Here is a 16,884-nt window from a genome sequence, read left to right on the forward strand (position 1 = left end):
CACACGCAAAGCGTGTTGCGTCGCTGTGATATCTGCGACATCATGAAGCGCCGGTATACGTGGGGGTCAACGATGTCCAACAGGTTTACGCAATACATTCTGGCGGCGATGGTGCTCGGCATCGTCATGGGGGCAGCGATCTACAGCTTCCTGCCCGACACGCGCGCCGAGTGGGCCTCCGCCATCAACCTGATCGCCATGATGTTCCTGCGCCTGATCAAGATGATCATCGCGCCTCTGGTGTTCGCGACCCTGGTCGGGGGCATCGCCCATATGGGCTCGGGCGCCAAGCTCGGCCGCATCTTCGCCAAGACCATGGGCTGGTTTGTCAGCGCCTCCTTCATCTCGCTGCTGCTCGGGCTCGTGATGGTCAATCTGCTCCAGCCCGGCGCCAACTTCCCGGGCACGCTGCCTGCGGCGGGGCAATCGACCGGCCTGCCGGTGTCGGCCTTCTCGATCGAGAAATTCCTCACCCATCTGATCCCGACTTCGATCGCGGATGCGATGGCGCAGAATGAGATCCTGCAGATCGTGATCTTCGCGGTATTCTTCTCGGTGGCGATGGGCTCGATGCCCGAACGTTCGAAGCCGATCCTCGCGATGATCGACGACGTCGGCCACATCATGCTCAAGGTCACGAGCTACGTGATGCTGTTCGCGCCGCTCGCCGTGTGGGCCGCCATCACCGCGACGGTCGCCAAGAACGGCCTCGCCGTGCTCTGGAAGCTCGTCGTCTTCATGGGCGGCTTCTATCTCTCGCTGATGATCCTGTGGGCCCTCCTGGTCGTCGTTGGCTTCATCGTGATCGGCCCGCGCTACAGCCATCTCTTGAAGCTGATCCGCGAACCCCTGATGATCGCGTTCTCGACCGCGAGCTCGGAGGCGGCCTATCCGAAGACGCTGGAGGGGCTCAATCGCTTCGGCGCCTCGTCGCGCATCTCGAGCTTCGTGCTGCCGCTCGGCTATTCCTTCAACCTCGACGGCACGATGATGTACTGCACCTTCGCCAGCATCTTCATCGCGCAGAGCTATCATATCGACATGCCGCTCGGCACCCAGCTCGCGATGCTGGCGACGCTGATGATCACCTCCAAGGGCGTCGCCGGCGTGCCGCGCGCCTCCCTCGTCGTGATCGCCTCGACGCTGGCTCAGTTCAACATCCCCGAGGCGGGCCTGCTGATGATCATGGGCATCGACACCTTCCTCGACATGGGTCGCAGCGCCACCAACGTGATCGGCAACACGCTGGCGACCTCGGTCGTGGCCAAATGGGAAGGCGAGCTCGGGGCCGAGCACGCGCTCGGACCCGCCGACGTCGTGCCCGAGGACATGGTGCCGGGCGAAGTGCCCGCGATGGCCGGCCATGGGTAGGAGCGAACCATGGGCCAGATATGGGCGAGGTCGTTGACCTCGGGCCGCCTTTTGCTCGCCGCGTCGTTGCTCGCGGCCGCCTTGTCCGCGACGTCTTTGTTCGCGGCTTCGGCGCTCGCGCAGACCGGTAGCGAAGGGCTCAGCCCGACGCTGTCCGCCATCAAGAAGGCGCACGCCGTGCGGCTGGGTTATCGCGAGAGCTCGCCGCCGTTCTCCTTCCTCGACCAGTCGGGCCGCCCGATCGGCTACAGCCTCGAGCTCTGCGAGGCCATCGTCGAGGAGATCGGCGTCGAGGTCGACGATCCCGATCTCAGAATCGACTACGTCAAGGTCACCTCGGACGACCGCATCGACGCCGTGCTCCAGAGCAAGATCGACCTCGAATGCGGCTCGACCACCGCCAATGCCGAACGCGGCAAGCGCGTCGCCTTCTCGCCGCTGATGTTTGTCGCTGGCACCAAGCTGATGGTGCCGAAGGCCTCCGCCGTCCAGTCGCTGATCGATCTGAAGGGCAAGACCGTCGTGGTGACCAAGGGCACCACCAACGAGCAGGCGATCCAGGCGGCGGACAAGAAGTTCGCATTGGGGCTGAACATTGCCGTCGGCGCCGATCACGAGCAATCCTACCAGATGCTCGCCGACGGCAAGGCCGATGCGTTCGCGACCGACGACATCCTGCTCTTCGGTCTGATCGCGCGCCACAAGGCGCAGGACAAGTTCCGTGTCACCGGCGATTATTTGTCCTATGATCCCTACGGCATCATGTTCAGGAAGGGCGAGCCGCAGCTCTCCGCCGTCGTCGAGCGCGCCTTCCGCAAGCTCGGCTCCAATCGCGACCTCGTCCCGCTCTACAACAAATGGTTCACCGCACGGCTTCCGACCGGCGAACGTTTGAACGTGCCGATCTCGCTGCAGCTGGAAGAGGCGTTCAAGGCGATGGACGATTCCGCGAGCGCGAATAATTAGGCGGGAGTCTCTCTCTCCGTCATCCTGAGGTGCGCGCTCGGCGGTGCAGGCGCACCGCCGAGCAAGCCTCGAAGGATGAACGGCCGCACTGCTGCAGCCGGCCGTCGCCCTTCGAGGGCCGCTGAAGAAGCCGCCACCTCAGGGTGACGGGGATAGATCACCGCTCATGCTTTCCCCAAACACCCGATACAGCGCCGCGTCATACGTCGCCTGCACCAGGTCCGGATGCAGCTTGCCCAGCGCCTCCATCATCACGCCGGAATTGATCTCGAGCACCTTCCATTCGCCGTTCACGCGCACCACGTCGATCGAAGCAAAGACAATGCCGATCGTCTTCGCGGCGTCGCTGGCGAGCTTCACGCAGGCCGCGCGAACGTCGCCATCCTCCAACAACACCGGCTTTGCGCCGGCATCGAGATTGTGCCGCCAATCCGTGCCACGCTGCTTGCTGTAGACGACGCGCGGCCTATCACCGAGCAGCACCACACGGACTTCGTCCTCGATTGCGACATAGGGCGAGATCACTAGCCCGGCGCTCATCGAGAAAACCTCGCTGGCGGCGCGATCGAGTTCCGCCTCGGTCGTCACCTTGAACACCGAGCGCCCCGATGTTCCCTCGTTCGGCTTGACCACCACGCCTTGCGGATTGCCGCCAAGCAGCTCGACCATGGCCTCTCGCCAGCCGGCGCCGACAACGTTCCTGCCCAGCTTCGGATTGAGGAAGAGGTGATGGGGAATGCAGGGCACGCGCTCCAGCGTCAGCACCTCTGCGGTGGCCGATTTGTCGTTGGCGAGACGGTGCGCGATCGCGCTGTTGAGGCCGATGTCGTAGCCGAAGGCGAAGCGCCGCTCGTTGCCCCGCCGCATCGCGATCAGCCAGCCGCCGGCGCGGACGTCGACCGCGATGCCGTGCTCCGCGCAATAGCGCCTGATTGCCTGAACGAAGATTCGCTCGCCGCTTGCAGAGTCGTTTGCCATCTCTCTTGTCGTTCCCGTCGCCGAAAGCCGCAAAAACGCGGGCAACGGCGCCAATCGCGCGGAAAATCAGAGCTATTCTTAATGAAATTCTCGCGAGCGCGACGGAAATTAAGTGCTGCAATTCAGTCCTGGAGGGAAAAGAAATTGCCCTCCCGGCAGGCCCGGCAGCAGATTCATTAATGATGCAGCCAATTCCGCCGCAAATGCCGGTTTGATCGGCATCAATTGCACCCAAAACGAGGTTGATTATTGGTCTCAATGGCGTAGATCACACACGCGAAATCCTCCGCCATGGCAATGGTGTCCGCCCCGTTTTCAGGGCCGGGCAACGCTTTTGCCCGAAAACCGCAATTATTCGGAATATCGAAAATCATGAGCGCGTTTTACCGAGAGAAGGTTCTTTCCGTTCAGCACTGGACCGACACGCTGTTCAGCTTCCGCGCCACGCGCGACACCGGCTTCCGCTTCCAGAACGGCCAGTTCGCCATGATCGGCCTCGAAGTCGACGGCCGTCCGCTGCTGCGCGCCTACAGCATGGCGAGCGCCAACCACGAGGAAGAGCTCGAGTTCTTCTCGATCAAGGTTCAGGACGGTCCGCTGACCTCGCGCCTGCAGAAGATCAAGGAAGGCGACACCATCCTGGTCGGCCGCAAGGCGACCGGCACGCTGATCACCGATAACCTCCTTCCCGGCAAGCGGCTGATGCTGCTCTCGACCGGCACGGGCCTCGCCCCGTTTGCCAGCCTGATCAAGGACCCCGAGGTCTACGAGCAGTTCGAGTCCATCGTGCTGGTGCACGGCTGCCGCCAGGTCTCCGAGCTCGCCTATGGCGAGAAGCTCGTCGCGACCTTGCGCGAGGACGAGCTGTTCGGCGAGCTGCTCGCGGACAAGCTCGTGTACTATCCGACCGTGACCCGCGAACCGTTCCGCAACCGCGGCCGCATCACCGACCTCATCAGCTCCGAGCAGATCTTCAACGACATCGGGCAGTCGCCCCTCGACATCGCAACCGACCGCATCATGATGTGCGGCAGCCCGGCGATGCTGGAAGAGCTGAAGGTGATGTTCGAAGGCCGCGACTTCGTCGAAGGAAGCGGCAACAGGCCCGGCCATTTCGTGATCGAGAAGGCGTTCGTCGAGCGGTAGGTGCCTATTGGCCGTCGTATCGAACGGCTAGTCATCCACTCAGCTGTCGTCCCGGACAAGCGCGCCCAAAGCGCGCGCAGATCCGGGACCCATAGCCACAGGGAGCAGCTTTGCGAAGGCTGGTAACCACCAGCTTCGCGCGACATCCCTTCCTGTGGTTATGGGTCCCGGGTCTGCGCTGACGCTTGCCCGGGACGACAGCTGAGCTTGTGGAATGCAGTGTGGCTCACGTGCAGCCCATTCAGGATTCCGGCGGCCCGCCGTCTCCTCCCTCCCCATTCCCTTGCTGCACCGCAAAACCCGCCCATCGGGCTGATTGATTTGTCTCGGCCGAATTCGCTAGCCTGAAACAAGGGCCGCGTCATATCCGTATGACAGGCGAGGGCGTATCGTACCGCCTCATGCTGGCGAGAGGATGGAATCGTGGCCGACGACAACAAGACACAGCAATCCCCCAAACGCCTGCCGCTGGCGGAAGAGGGGATCATTGAAACCCTGCTGCTGCCATTCTCGCCGCGCTTCATCGTGCTGACGATCTGCGCGGTCGTCACCGCGCTTCTGATCGGTATCGGTATCGTCGATCGCAAGATCTTCGACATCCTGCTGGTGCCGATCCTGATCTTCGGCGCGCTGACGCTGCTTGGCGTCCGCGATCTCCTGCAGAAGAGCCACGCGGTGCTGCGCAACTATCCGATCGCGGCGCATATCCGCTTCCTGCTCGAAGAGATACGCCCCGAGATGCGGCAATATTTCTTCGAGAGCGAGAAAGACGGCATGCCGTTCTCGCGCGACACCCGCGCGGTGGTCTATCAGCGCGCCAAGATGGAGCTCGACAAGCGCCCGTTCGGCACCCAGGAGGACGTCTACCGCGAGGGCTATGAGTGGATGCATCACTCGGTCTCGCCGAAGGCGCATGCGGAGAAGAAGTTCCGCATCACCATCGGCGGCCCCGATTGCAAGCAGCCCTATTCGGCCTCGGTGTTCAACATCTCCGCGATGAGCTTCGGCGCGCTCAGCCCCAACGCGGTGCGGGCGCTCAATGCCGGCGCCAGGAAGGGCGGCTTTGCGCATGACACCGGCGAGGGCGGCGTCAGCCCCTATCATCGCGAGATGGGCGGCGACATCATCTGGGAAATCGGCTCCGGCTATTTCGGCTGCCGTCATCTCGACGGCACCTTCGATCCCGAAGCGTTTGCGCGCGTCGCTGGTGACGCTCAGATCAAGATGGTCGAGCTCAAGGTCAGCCAGGGTGCCAAGCCCGGCCATGGCGGCGTGCTGCCGGCGGCAAAAGTCTCGGAAGAGATCTCCAAGATCCGCGGTGTCGCGATGGGCGAGGACTGCATCTCGCCGGCCTCGCACCGCGCGTTCTCCACGCCCGTCGGCATGATGCAATTCATCGCCGAGATGCGCCGCCTCTCGGGTGACAAGCCGACCGGCTTCAAGCTCTGCATCGGCCACCCCTGGGAATTCCTGGCGATCTGCAAGGCGATGCTCGAGACCGGCATCTACCCTGATTTCATCGTCGTCGACGGCAATGAAGGCGGCACCGGTGCGGCGCCGCTGGAATTCATGGATCATTTGGGCATGCCGATGCGCGAGGGCGTCAATTTCGTCCACAACGCGCTGATCGGAATCAATGCGCGCGACCGCATCAGGATCGGCGCCTCCGGCAAGATCGCCACCGCCTTCGACATGGCGCGGGCGATGGCGATCGGCGCCGACTATTGCAACTCGGCGCGCGGCTTCATGTTCTCGCTCGGTTGCATCCAGTCGCTGAGTTGCCACACCGACCGTTGTCCGACCGGAGTGGCGACCCAGGATCCGACGCGGGCGCGCGCGCTCTACGTGCCGCTCAAGATCGACCGCGTGCACAATTATCACCACGCGACGCTGCATTCGCTGACCGAGCTGATCGCCGCAGCGGGCCTGGAACATCCGCAGCAACTGCGCCCGATTCATTTCAGCCAACGGACGTCGACGACGAGGGTGCAATCCTTTGCCCAGCTCTATCCGGCGCTGCGTCCGGGCGAGCTGCTCGAAGGCACCGAGGACCCGCGTTTCAGTGACGCCTGGCGGATGGCACGGGCGGACACGTTCCAGCCGGCGCCGTAGCGGCGCTTCGCGCCGCCGCCCGCGGAGGGATGCCGAGCGCGCAGCGGGCTTTAACGATTGGTTCAACTTTGGGTGTAAATTGTGCCCATGGACGAACGGCGCGACAAGGCGAGGCATCGCGTGCTGAAGGCCGGAACCATCGAGTTCGGCGGCGGCGCGATCGACTGCACCGTCCGCAACCTGTCCGACACCGGCGCAGCGCTCGACGTCACCAGCCCGGTCGGCATTCCCGAGCATTTCACCCTGTTTGTTCCGGCCGACGGAACCCATCTGTCCTGCACCGTGATCTGGCGCAAGGAGAAGCGGATCGGCGTGAGATTCGGGTGAGGGTGAGTTGGCGCAGCGCGCGCCGCAATCTCCGCTGTCCTCCCGGACAAGCGTCAGCGCAGATCCGGGACCCATACCGCGTGATCTATCGATTGCAGTTGATAGCGGTACCGAACGTCGAGCCTTCGCCAAACCGCTTCCTGGAAGTATGGGTCCCGGATCGGCGCGCACTTTAGGCGCGCTTGTCCGGGACGACAGCTGAGGTTGGGATTCGCACTTTCGCTTAATTCACCCCGTCTCGACCTCACTCAACCGGCTCGCCAAGATCTTGTCGATCCTCCGGCCGTCGAGATCGATCACCTCGATGTGCCAGCCGCCGAAGTCGAAGGCGTCGCCGGTGTCGGGCAGCGCGCTGAATTGTTGCAGCACGAGGCCTGCCACCGTGTTGTAGCGGTGCGGCGGCAATTCGACGCCGAGCAGCTCGCCGAATTCGTCGACCGGCATCCAGCCGGAGATCAGGAACGAATCGTCTGCGCGCCTGACATAGGCCGGCTCCGGCGGTCCCGCTTCCGAATGGAAGGCGCCGACGATGGACTCGAGGATGTCGGCGGCCGTCACCATGCCCTCGAAGCCACCGTATTCGTCGTAGACGAAACCGACATGAACCGGAGCGGTCTTCAGAATGGTCAGCACGTCGCGCGCGTCCGCCGACGCCGGGATGCCGGGCGCCTCGCGCACCAGCGCGCGCAGGTCGGGGCTGCGTTCGTTCATATAGGCGACCAGCAGGTCCTTGGCCTGGAGCACGCCGATCGGCTTGTCGCGGTCGCCGTCCGAGACGGGAAAACGCGAGTGCGGGCTCTTGGCGATGATCTCCTGGATGGCGGCCGGATCGTCGTTCAAATCGATCTCGTCGACTTCCGTGCGCGGCGTCATGACCGCGCCCACCGGCCGGTCGCCGAGCCGCATCACGCCGGCGATCATCTCCTTCTCGCCGGGCTCGAGCACACCCGCGCTCTCGGCCTCGCTGACGAGATGATGGATCTCGTCCTCGGATACCTTCTCCTCCGACTTGCCGCCGCGGCCGAGCAGCGTGAGGATCAGCTTGCCGGAGACATCGAGCAGAAAGACCAGCGGCAGCGAGACCTTCGCAAGCACGTGCATGGCCGGCGCGACCCTCACCGCGATGCTTTCGGGGTCGCGCAGCGCCACCTGTTTCGGCACCAGCTCGCCGACGATCAGGGTGGCGTAGGTGATGAGCGTGACGACGATGCCGACGCCGACGATGTCGGCAACGCCGGGGGACAGGCCGAGCTCGAGCAGCCATTGCGTCAGCCGCTGTCCGAGCGTCGCGCCCGAGAACGCGCCGGAGAGCACTCCGACCAGCGTGATGCCGATCTGCACCGTCGAGAGGAATTTGCCGGGATCGGCCGCCAGCGTCAGTGCCCGCTCGGCGCCGCGCACGCCCTTGGCGGCGAGCAGCGACAGCCGCGCCGGACGCGACGAGACCACGGCCAGCTCGGACATGGACAGGAGGCCGTTGATGACGATCAGCACGACGACGATGACGAGTTCGACCGAGAGCATTGAGGTTCCGAGGTAAGGGAGTGTGGCCGGATGAACGGCACATGCCTTGATATAGGTATTCGGCGAGGAAATGCCGTCAATTTCGGCGCATCCGGCGCCGGAGGGAACCCGGAGGCGACAACGTTTCCGAGGCGTCCGCGACGATCTGGCACTCCGCGGAACTACGGATCGTTGCTTAACGGCCCCTTAGTGGCCGGCAGCTAGGTTTTCGACATTGCAGAAATGTATTCGGGGGACCCCAAGATGCGGATCGGGAAGCTTTTCGCGCTGTCGATGCTGACGGTGACAATTTTCGCAGTCATCCTCGGCGCCGAAGTGCTGATACCCCAGACCCGCATCTTCACGAACCGTTCCGACGCGATCAAGACGGTCGATGCCTTCAGTGCGATGCTGACGGTCAGCCAGCACGTCGCCGGACTTCGTGCGCCCTACATCTCCCCGATCTTCCAGGAAGGCGTTGCGACGCAGGCCCAGAGCGAAGCTGCCGGGAAGGCTGCCAAAGCGGCCGATGCCGGATTCGAGGCCGCGCGGCGCGCCATCATGGTGCTCGATGACGGCGCAGCGATGATCGAAACCCTGGATCGTGCCGCCCGACGACTCAAGGACATCACCACGGGGGCAGATCGCGCGATGAGCGTTCCCTTGGCGGCGCGCGACAGCGCTGTGGTCAAGGGCTTCCTGCCCGCCGTTGCCGAAATCATCAGCAATATCGAGCCGATCATGAACCGGCACGAAGGGCAGGTCGTCAATGCCGATTCCTCGCTCGCGGCGCTCTTGAGCCTGGCACGGACCGCACAGGATCTGCGCGTCTCGGCCGGCAGCCGCGCCGCCACCCTGTCGCCAGCGCTGTCCGCGCGTCGTCCGCTCGTGGCGGCCGAATTCTCGCTGATGGACCGCATGCAGGGCCGCGTGGAAGCCGATCGCGAGCGCATCGAAGCCGGCATGCAGCAGCTCGGCAATCCGCCGCGGATCGCCGCCGCGCTGAAGGCGGCGACGGAATCCTATTTTGGAAAAGCAGCGCCGGTCGTGGACAAGGAGATGCCTGCCGCTAGGAGCGACGGCAAATACGGCGTCAACGCCGAGGAGCTGGCGAACGTCATCGTCCCCGCCATCCAGATGTTCTATGGCGTGCGCGACGCCGCGCTGGGCGAAGCGTCCGAGCGCGCCACGGCTGCGCGCAACGGCGCCCTGGCGATGCTTGCGCTGGCGGGCGTGGCGGTGCTTGCCCTGCTCGGAACGCTCGGTGCGGTGACCACGATGCTGCGCAGCCGTGTGGTGACACCGCTTGGCCGGATCGCGGACGTGATCGGCAAGCTCGCTGCCGGACAGCACGAAGTCGAGATTCCCGCGACCGGCCGCACTGACGAGATCGGCCAGGTGGCGGCCTCGCTGCAGCACTTCAAGGATTCTCTGCTCGCCAAGAAGGCTGCCGACGAGGCGGCCGCGGTCGAGGCCGAGGCGAAGCTCCGGCGCAGCCAGCGCATGGACCAGATCGCGCGCGAGTTCGAAGCCATGATCGGTGACGTAATCAACACGGTGTCGTCGGCGTCGTCCGAGCTGGAAGTGTCCGCGGGTACGCTGACGAGCACTGCCGATCAATCCGAGAAGGTCACCGCAACCGTCGCGGCCGCCTCCGAACAGGCCTCCACCAACGTGCAGACCGTTGCCGCGGCGGCCGAGGAGATGGCCTCGTCGGTCGACGAGATCAGCCGGCAGGTCCAGGACTCCGCGCGCATCGCCGGCGAGGCGGTGCAACAGGCGGGGCGCACCAACGACCATGTCGGTGAGCTCGCCAGGGCTGCCGGGCGAATCGGGGACGTCGTCGAGCTCATCAGCCAGATCGCGGGCCAGACCAACCTTCTCGCCCTCAACGCCACCATCGAGGCGGCGCGCGCCGGCGAGGCCGGGCGCGGCTTCGCCGTCGTTGCCTCCGAGGTCAAGGCGCTCGCCGAGCAGACCGCCAAGGCCACCGGCGAGATCAGCCAGCAGATCTCGGGAATCCAGACCGCGACGGAGGAGTCCGTCGGCGCCATCAAGGCGATCGGCGACACCATCACCCGCATGTCGGAGATCGCGTCAGCGATCGCCTCGGCGGTCGAGGAGCAAGGCGCGGCGACGCGGGAGATTTCCCGCAACGTGCAGCAGGCAGCACGTGGCACCCAGCAGGTCTCCGCCAGCATCGTCGACGTGCAGCGCGGCGCAAGCCAGACCGGCTCGGCCTCCGCCAACGTGCTCACGTCCGCGAGGTCGCTGTCCGGCGAGAGCACGCGCCTCAAGACGGAGGTCGGGAAGTTTCTGGACGCGATCCGCGCGGCGTAGAGGTCGGATTTCCCCGCTGACGCAATTACGTCAGGAGCGGCTTTCTCGCAGCGCATCCTTCGAGACGCCCGCCAATGGCGGGCCCTTAGGATGAGGGCGGAATACACGGCGGTAGTTTCAGCGAGCACCGGTGCCCCTTAGCCCCATCCTGAGGGCCCGCGAAGCGGGCGTCTTGAAGGACGAGGCGCGCGCATCCTGCAGCCAAGAAGCCTTACAGCCCGGTCGCAAGCGGATCGAGCGTGTCTAGAACTCGCCGTGCAGGCGCCCCGAAAACACCGACACCGGTCCGCGGTCGGCGTTGTAGGCGGGGTTGACGATGAGCTGATAGTCGGCGGTGAAGGTCAGCGCCTTGTTCAGCGCATAGGCGTAGTAGGTCTCCAGCACGCGTTCGCGGCGGTAGTTGAGCCGGCCGTCGCCGATCAGCGGACCGAGACCGCCGGCGGCGATGAAGTCGCGATGGTCTTGCGACAGCGCATTGACGGCGCCGGCAAGCGCGACGACATCGTCGGGCCGGCCCCACGTCGTTCCCTTCACCGAGACGCCGCCGGACAGGCTGCGGTCGATGTCGGTGAAGGCCATGATCTCGTTGCGCCCGTCGTTCCAGCTCCAGCGGCCGAACACGCCGATGTCGTCGGTGATGGCCTGCTCGAGGTTGAACGCGTAGCCGTATTTGATGCGGCCGCGGCGGGTCTGGCTGATGTCCACCCCGAACGCGGGATTATCCAGCGTTTCACGGTAGCTGCCCGCAAAGGCGCTGTTGACAAAGCCGAGTGTGCGCAGCTTGCCAGGCAGGCCGAACAGCGAATATCGCGTCTCGAGCTCCATGACATATTCGCCGCGCCGCCCGACGTTCATGTCGAAATTGCTGGAGTTCGACTCCGCACCGATCAGGAAATAACCCGCGCGCAGCGCCCATTGCTTCTGATTCAATTCGGCCGTGGCGCCGTAGCCGAGACCGAGCTTGTCGGCGGCGTAGTCGAAGGCGCCGGAGGCCCAGATCGACCAGTTCATGAAGTCCTTGCGCGGATCATGCGCATAGGAATTGCCGTCGAACACGTCGACCACGGAGAACTTGCCGACCTGCAAGGTCAGGCGCGAGACGTCGGCCTTGCCGGCGAGCTGAAGCTGGCCGCTGGCAAGCTCCTCCTGCTCGCCGCCGAAGCCGAAGGTGTGGCGCACGAACAGCCGCGAGGCATTGAAATGCGGATAGGGAAAGCCGGACTTCTGCGCTTCGCCGTTGGGGAAGCCGGCGGCGCCCGTCGTGTTATTGAAACCGAAACCTTGCAGCAGCTCGGGATTGAAATAGACCTCGCCGCCGTCCCACAGCCGCGCATTGAGATAGAGCGAATTGCTCCAGGTCTGCTGAAAATCGGGCGACGGGAGCAGGCTGTTCGGTCCGGTATAGGGCGCGCGGAACGCGGGGTAGCCCTGTCCCAGCGCGGTCGACTGGCCGTGAATCTCCCAACGATTCGACTCGGTGTCGGTGACATCCGACGTCGGGTTATAGGTCGGCACGCCCGGCCAGTCGATCTTGCGATTGAGGCCGATCCGCAGGCTGTGAAAATCCATCGACGACGAATATTGCGCGCCTGAGGAGAAGGTGACGTTGGCGTTCTCGAACTTGCTGTAGAGATATTCGAGCCGCGCGCTCCAATGCGGCGCGAAGCCGTATTCGACGCCGCCACCGGCGGTCCAGCCAAACCTCGTGTGCAGCACCTTTTCTTCAACGCCGCCGTTCGGGGTCGAGAGGAAGCGCTCGCCGGTGAAGGCCGCGCCGCCGGTGGCGTAGAACAGCCAATTGCCGTTGGTGTAGCCGAGCCGCGCGCGCAGGCTCGCGACATAGTCCCAGCGTTCCTCCGCGAACGACAGCGCGGTCGCCGCCGATGACACGACGTGATTGGAGGGCAGATAGTTCGGAAAGGAGATGTCGCCTTCGACGCCGAGCAGCAGGCCCGAATTGAGGCGCCAATTGTAGCCGGCCTGGACGCCGCCGGTCGCGCCGGTGAAGACGTTGTCGTCGGTTGCGAATGTGGGATCGGTCAGCGTCGCCGAGGACGTGCCGCGGGTGACGCCGACATGCGCGCCGATATAGAGGCCGGTCCAGTCGTAGACCGCCTTCAGCGCCGGCGCTTTCAGCGGCAGATCGGCCGCGCGGCCCATTGCGGGAAAAGCCAGCACAGCCGAGGCGATTGCCGCGGCCGTCCGCAAGTACCTGTAACGATGACCCCTCAACGTCAAAACGCACGCCCCCAAACGCGAATCTATCCCATTCGCCGCAGCCGTCATCCCTGCCGATTCACAGCGATCCTGTCATCAGGTCTCTGGTTGTCTACGCAATCGGCGAGATGATCTCATTCCGATGCAGTTTCTTCCCAAGTTCCCGATCCCATTGCGAAGATTATTGCGATTAATTCGCAATAGCAACTGGCGCGGATTGCCGCATGGCATGGATCGCACCACTGTGTGACGAGGCTGCAACATCGCTAAAGGTGCCAGGATCTGGATTGCCCAAGCGGAGTCGGGCCTCTGCTGGAAGCCTGTCGGTGACCAGGCAAATGGGAGGGGCGGGGGCGAAGGCGGCGGCCGGTCGCCGGCCGGCGAAAGCACCTAGCAGCCGCGGCAGATGCCCCTGATCTTCCTGTCGAGCAGCGCGTCATCCTTGTTCGCCGCCGGTTTGCTCATCACCGAATTATTCGCCGCAGGCGTGTTCGCATTCCACCGTTGCTGCCAGAGCTTCTCGCCAATCGTGCAGAGAACCCGCGGCTTCTTGTCCCCAGAGGTGGCAGGCGATTGATCCGGCGTGCGGCCTGCGATCTCGAGAGCGAGCTTGGTCCGGACCGCCTCCTTGAAGTTTCCGCGATCGGTGATCGGCACGACAAAGGAACCTGGGCCGCCGATGACGCAATCCTCATAGTACCGGTCGATGTGGTCGATATGGTCGATGTCCGTCGGCCCAAGGAGCGCCGCATGGGTCAAGACCGGCATGCCAGTGATGACGATGCCGTTCTGCAACGCCGTGTCGCGCGCTGTGGCGACAGGATCGCCGACGTTGTTCGGACCGTCGCCCGAAATGTCGATGATCTGGCGCGAACCACGATATGGGCTCTGCTCGAACAGCGGCACGGCGAACTTGATCGCGCCCGAAATCGACGTGCGCGAACCGCGAAGGACCGGCGCCTTCATGAGTTCAGCTGCGACGGCCTCGGCCGTTTCCGCTCCGTCGATCAATCGCCAGGGGACGATGATCTTCTGGTGGTTCGTGGCTGACCATTCGAAATAGGTCAGCGCGATCCTGCCGATCGGACCGGCGCGCAAGGCCTGAAGAAATTCCTGCGAGACGATGGCCTCGGCAAAGCCCTCGCGTTGAGCTGCCAGCTCATCCATTTCCATCGAGTAGGAAATATCGACCGCGATCACGAGTTCGACATCCACGGCGAGACGATTTTCGGCTTGGATCATTGCTTGCGGCTGTCGCTGTGGCTCGGAAAACGTCTGCGTCGAGGCCAGCATCGCAATCATGATCGATCCGATCGAGACTCGCCAATTCATCCTCGCCCTCCTGCTGCCCATTCGAATCCTGACACGCGGAACGTGCAATCGGAAGGCGTTCTGGGCGTTTGGCGCGGAAAATGAATGACCCGCCCGGGGGGACAGCCGGGCGGGTCGGGGGCACGACACGGGGTGGATGAGGCGCCCGTGTCGAACGCAGGATCCACGTGAGAGATCGGCCTCAGGTACCCAAATCAGTAGCAGGTACGAACGCGGCCGACGTACTGGCCGAAGGCGTTGTACTGGGCGACCCAGCCGCAGCGGTGATAGCCGTAGTAATAGGGATCGTTGCTGGCGGCGATCGCGGAGCCGACGACGGCGGCGGTGGCGATGCCGGCGCCCACACCCCAGCCCCAGCCGAGCGGCTTGGCTTCGGCCTGCGAGGTGGTGGACACGATGCTGCCGGTGACGGCGAGGGTGGCCAGCGCTACGGCGGCAATCTTGGTCTTGATCGACATGTGAAACTCCATCCGGGGTTGAGGGGTCCGTTGTGGCCCGCGTGCCCAGTTTGACGGAGGCTCCTCGCGTCCGGTTCGAAAGCGGCAAATCCGCTCCCGGAGTCGAGAACTTTCTTGAATGATTCCAGCAGGATATTGGCTAGCCGAGAGGCCCTTTGGCGAGCCTGTTCACGTCGAAGTTATCGACCTCGCTCAGCAACTCGCAAAAAGCGCGAGCGCCCTGGTCGATCAGTTGCTCGCCTTTTGCCGGCTCAGCCAATGTCGCGTTGCCGATCGCGCCGCTGGCGTTGAGATCCTGCGCCTGCCAGGCGAACGGCGCCGGCCGCTGCGTCGACAGCCAGCGATACTGCTTTTCCATTGCGATGCTGCTCGCGGGAAAATCCGCAATCGCAGCTTGACGCACCTGATCGGGGTAGCGCGCCAGCATGATCGAGGTCTCGATCGCGCCGCCATGAATGCCGTGACGCACTTCCTCGGCCGGGAACAATTGATCCGCGCCCGATAGCCGCGACCATGACGTCGTCACCACGAACAGCTTGTGATGAGCGCGCAGATCCTGTGCGACCAGCATCATCGCCGCGCTGTTGCCGCCATGGCTGGTGATGATGACGAGCTTCTTGACGCCGCTGCGCGCGACATCCTCGCCGATATCAGTCCATCGCTTCAGCGCGACCTCGGTTCGCAGCGTCTGCGTGCCCGGATAGTCGATATGCTCGGTGGAAATCCCGATCCTCTCAACGGGCAGGAACGTCGCTGGAACGCTTCCCGGCAGCAGCTCGCGCACGCGCGCCAGATAGGCGTCGGCGATCAGCACGTCCGTTGTCACAGGCAGATGCGGGCCGTGCTGTTCGGTCGCCGCCAGCGGCAGCACGGCGATCCAGCGCGCCCTCTCCGCGGGGGGCGCTTCGGCCCAGCCGATTGCGGTCCAGTCGCGGGATGGCATCATTGAGTATTCTTTGGAGGTTTCATTGCCCGAATTTGTCGCGTAATTTGGGGTATCAGGGGACGCGGGCCCGGCCGGCTCGCGTCCCCTGATGTCATGCGGTTCTATCGCGTTGGCCTCACATGAGCCAGACGCGATTGGCAAAAAGCAATCGACGGAGTGCCATTATGACCCCCTTTCATCTGTGGCGCGCGCTGACGGCGGGCCTCTTCGCCGCTTTCGTCTGCAGCGCCCCGGCGCGTGCGGAGACGCTGGACAAGGTCACCTTCGGCACCAACTGGGTCGCCGAGGCCGAGCACGGCGGCTTCTTCCAGGCGGTGGCCGACGGCACCTACAAGAAATACGGGCTCGACGTCACCATCGTCCCCGGCGGGCCCAACGAGAACAACCGGATGCTGCTGATCGCCGGCAAGATCGATTTCTTCATGGCCGCGAACACGCTGATGTCGTTCGACGCGGTCGCCAACAACGTTCCCGTCGTGACCATCGCCGCGATCTTCCAGAAGGATCCGCAGGTGATGCTGACGCAGCCGGATGCCAAGGTCAGCAAGATCGAGGACCTCAAGCCGCTGACGCTGTTCGTCTCCAAGGAGGGCATGGGCAGCTATTTCCAATGGCTGAAGTCCGAATACGGCTTCAGCGAGAAGAACGTCCGTCCCTATAATTTCAATCCGCAGCCCTTCATCGCCAACCCCAAGAGCGCCATGCAGGGCTACGTCACCTCCGAGCCCTTTGCGGTCGAGAAGGCGGCGGGCTTCAAGCCCAACGTGCTGCTGCTCGCCGACTATGGCTTCAACACCTATTCGACCCTGATCGAGACGCGCCGCGACATCGTCGAGAAGAAGCCAGATCTCGTCCAGCGCTTCGTCGACGCCTCCATGGTCGGCTGGTACAATTACATCTATCGCGACAATTCCGCCGGCAACGCCATGATCAAGCAGCTGAACCCGGAGATGACCGACGATCTGCTCGCCTATTCCGTCGCCAAGATGAAGGAGCACGGCATCGTCGATTCCGGCGACTCCTTGAAGAACGGCATCGGCGCGATGAGCGACGAGCGCTACACCTCCTTCTTCAACAAGATGGTGAAGGCCGGCGTCGTCAAGGCGGATCTCGACTTCCGCAAATCCTACACGCTGCGCTTCGTCAACAAGGGCGTCGGCGTCGAACTGCGCCCGAACAAGCCCTAGC

At 64.0% G+C, this 16,884-nt stretch carries 13 protein-coding genes; 7 read left to right on the forward strand and 6 right to left on the reverse strand.

Annotated elements, in window-relative coordinates; all coding sequences use genetic code 11:
- The first annotated feature begins 72 nt into the window (after positions 1 to 72).
- Together UNPA324_RS25515 and UNPA324_RS25520 are read left to right on the forward strand one after the other, a co-directional pair.
- Positions 73 to 1,371 (forward strand): dicarboxylate/amino acid:cation symporter, encoded by a 1,299-nt coding sequence (locus tag UNPA324_RS25515; protein ID WP_128920265.1) that lies wholly within the window; start codon positions 73 to 75, stop codon positions 1,369 to 1,371.
- Between the two features lie 9 nt (positions 1,372 to 1,380).
- A complete protein-coding gene (locus UNPA324_RS25520) occupies positions 1,381 to 2,337 on the forward strand; it encodes an amino acid ABC transporter substrate-binding protein (RefSeq protein WP_128920266.1) in 957 nt (318 codons plus the stop codon).
- Between the two features lie 138 nt (positions 2,338 to 2,475).
- Here the strand turns inward: UNPA324_RS25520 and UNPA324_RS25525 are convergent, their stop codons facing one another.
- Positions 2,476 to 3,315 carry an ATP-grasp domain-containing protein gene (locus UNPA324_RS25525; protein ID WP_141936555.1) on the reverse strand — a complete coding sequence of 280 codons (840 nt, stop codon included), beginning with the start codon at positions 3,313 to 3,315 and terminating at the stop codon, positions 2,476 to 2,478.
- Between the two features lie 372 nt (positions 3,316 to 3,687).
- On the opposite strand from UNPA324_RS25525, the gene UNPA324_RS25530 reads away from it, so the two are divergent.
- The 3 genes from UNPA324_RS25530 to UNPA324_RS25540 all read left to right on the forward strand — a co-directional run bounded on the left by UNPA324_RS25530 (position 3,688) and on the right by UNPA324_RS25540 (position 6,900).
- Positions 3,688 to 4,461, forward strand: coding sequence for a ferredoxin--NADP reductase (locus UNPA324_RS25530; protein ID WP_141936557.1), 774 nt, complete (start codon positions 3,688 to 3,690; stop codon positions 4,459 to 4,461).
- A gap of 423 nt (positions 4,462 to 4,884) precedes the next feature.
- A complete protein-coding gene (locus UNPA324_RS25535; protein ID WP_181769514.1) occupies positions 4,885 to 6,573 on the forward strand; it encodes an FMN-binding glutamate synthase family protein in 1,689 nt (562 codons plus the stop codon).
- Between the two features lie 87 nt (positions 6,574 to 6,660).
- Positions 6,661 to 6,900, forward strand: a complete 240-nt coding sequence (locus UNPA324_RS25540; RefSeq protein ID WP_128920269.1) for a PilZ domain-containing protein — start codon at positions 6,661 to 6,663, stop codon at positions 6,898 to 6,900.
- Between the two features lie 228 nt (positions 6,901 to 7,128).
- Here UNPA324_RS25540 and UNPA324_RS25550 read toward each other — a convergent pair whose 3' ends face one another.
- Positions 7,129 to 8,424 (reverse strand): hemolysin family protein, encoded by a 1,296-nt coding sequence (locus UNPA324_RS25550; RefSeq protein WP_128920270.1) that lies wholly within the window; start codon positions 8,422 to 8,424, stop codon positions 7,129 to 7,131.
- Between the two features lie 243 nt (positions 8,425 to 8,667).
- Here UNPA324_RS25550 and UNPA324_RS25555 point away from each other — a divergent pair, with 243 nt between their 5' ends.
- Positions 8,668 to 10,743 (forward strand): methyl-accepting chemotaxis protein, encoded by a 2,076-nt coding sequence (locus UNPA324_RS25555; protein ID WP_141936560.1) that lies wholly within the window; start codon positions 8,668 to 8,670, stop codon positions 10,741 to 10,743.
- A 243-nt stretch (positions 10,744 to 10,986) separates the two neighbouring features.
- On the opposite strand, the gene UNPA324_RS25560 is transcribed toward UNPA324_RS25555, so the two are convergent.
- The 4 genes from UNPA324_RS25560 to UNPA324_RS25575 all read right to left on the reverse strand — a co-directional run bounded on the left by UNPA324_RS25560 (position 10,987) and on the right by UNPA324_RS25575 (position 15,696).
- Positions 10,987 to 12,903: a carbohydrate porin gene (locus UNPA324_RS25560; RefSeq protein ID WP_246667217.1), complete on the reverse strand. Its 1,917-nt coding sequence runs from the start codon at positions 12,901 to 12,903 to the stop codon at positions 10,987 to 10,989.
- Between the two features lie 447 nt (positions 12,904 to 13,350).
- Positions 13,351 to 14,292 (reverse strand): DUF1194 domain-containing protein, encoded by a 942-nt coding sequence (locus UNPA324_RS25565; protein WP_141936564.1) that lies wholly within the window; start codon positions 14,290 to 14,292, stop codon positions 13,351 to 13,353.
- Positions 14,293 to 14,486: 194 nt separating this feature from the next.
- Positions 14,487 to 14,750 (reverse strand): hypothetical protein, encoded by a 264-nt coding sequence (locus UNPA324_RS25570; RefSeq protein ID WP_164936372.1) that lies wholly within the window; start codon positions 14,748 to 14,750, stop codon positions 14,487 to 14,489.
- Between the two features lie 139 nt (positions 14,751 to 14,889).
- On the reverse strand, positions 14,890 to 15,696 hold the full coding sequence (locus tag UNPA324_RS25575) for a creatininase family protein (protein WP_141936566.1): 807 nt from the start codon (positions 15,694 to 15,696) through the stop codon (positions 14,890 to 14,892).
- A 164-nt stretch (positions 15,697 to 15,860) separates the two neighbouring features.
- Between UNPA324_RS25575 and UNPA324_RS25580 the strand changes: the two genes are divergently transcribed.
- On the forward strand, positions 15,861 to 16,883 hold the full coding sequence (locus tag UNPA324_RS25580) for an ABC transporter substrate-binding protein (RefSeq protein WP_128920276.1): 1,023 nt from the start codon (positions 15,861 to 15,863) through the stop codon (positions 16,881 to 16,883).
- The last annotated feature ends 1 nt before the right edge of the window (position 16,884 follow it).

This window comes from Bradyrhizobium sp. UNPA324 (assembly GCF_006658635.1).
Classification (GTDB): Bacteria; Pseudomonadota; Alphaproteobacteria; order Rhizobiales; family Xanthobacteraceae; genus Bradyrhizobium; species Bradyrhizobium nanningense.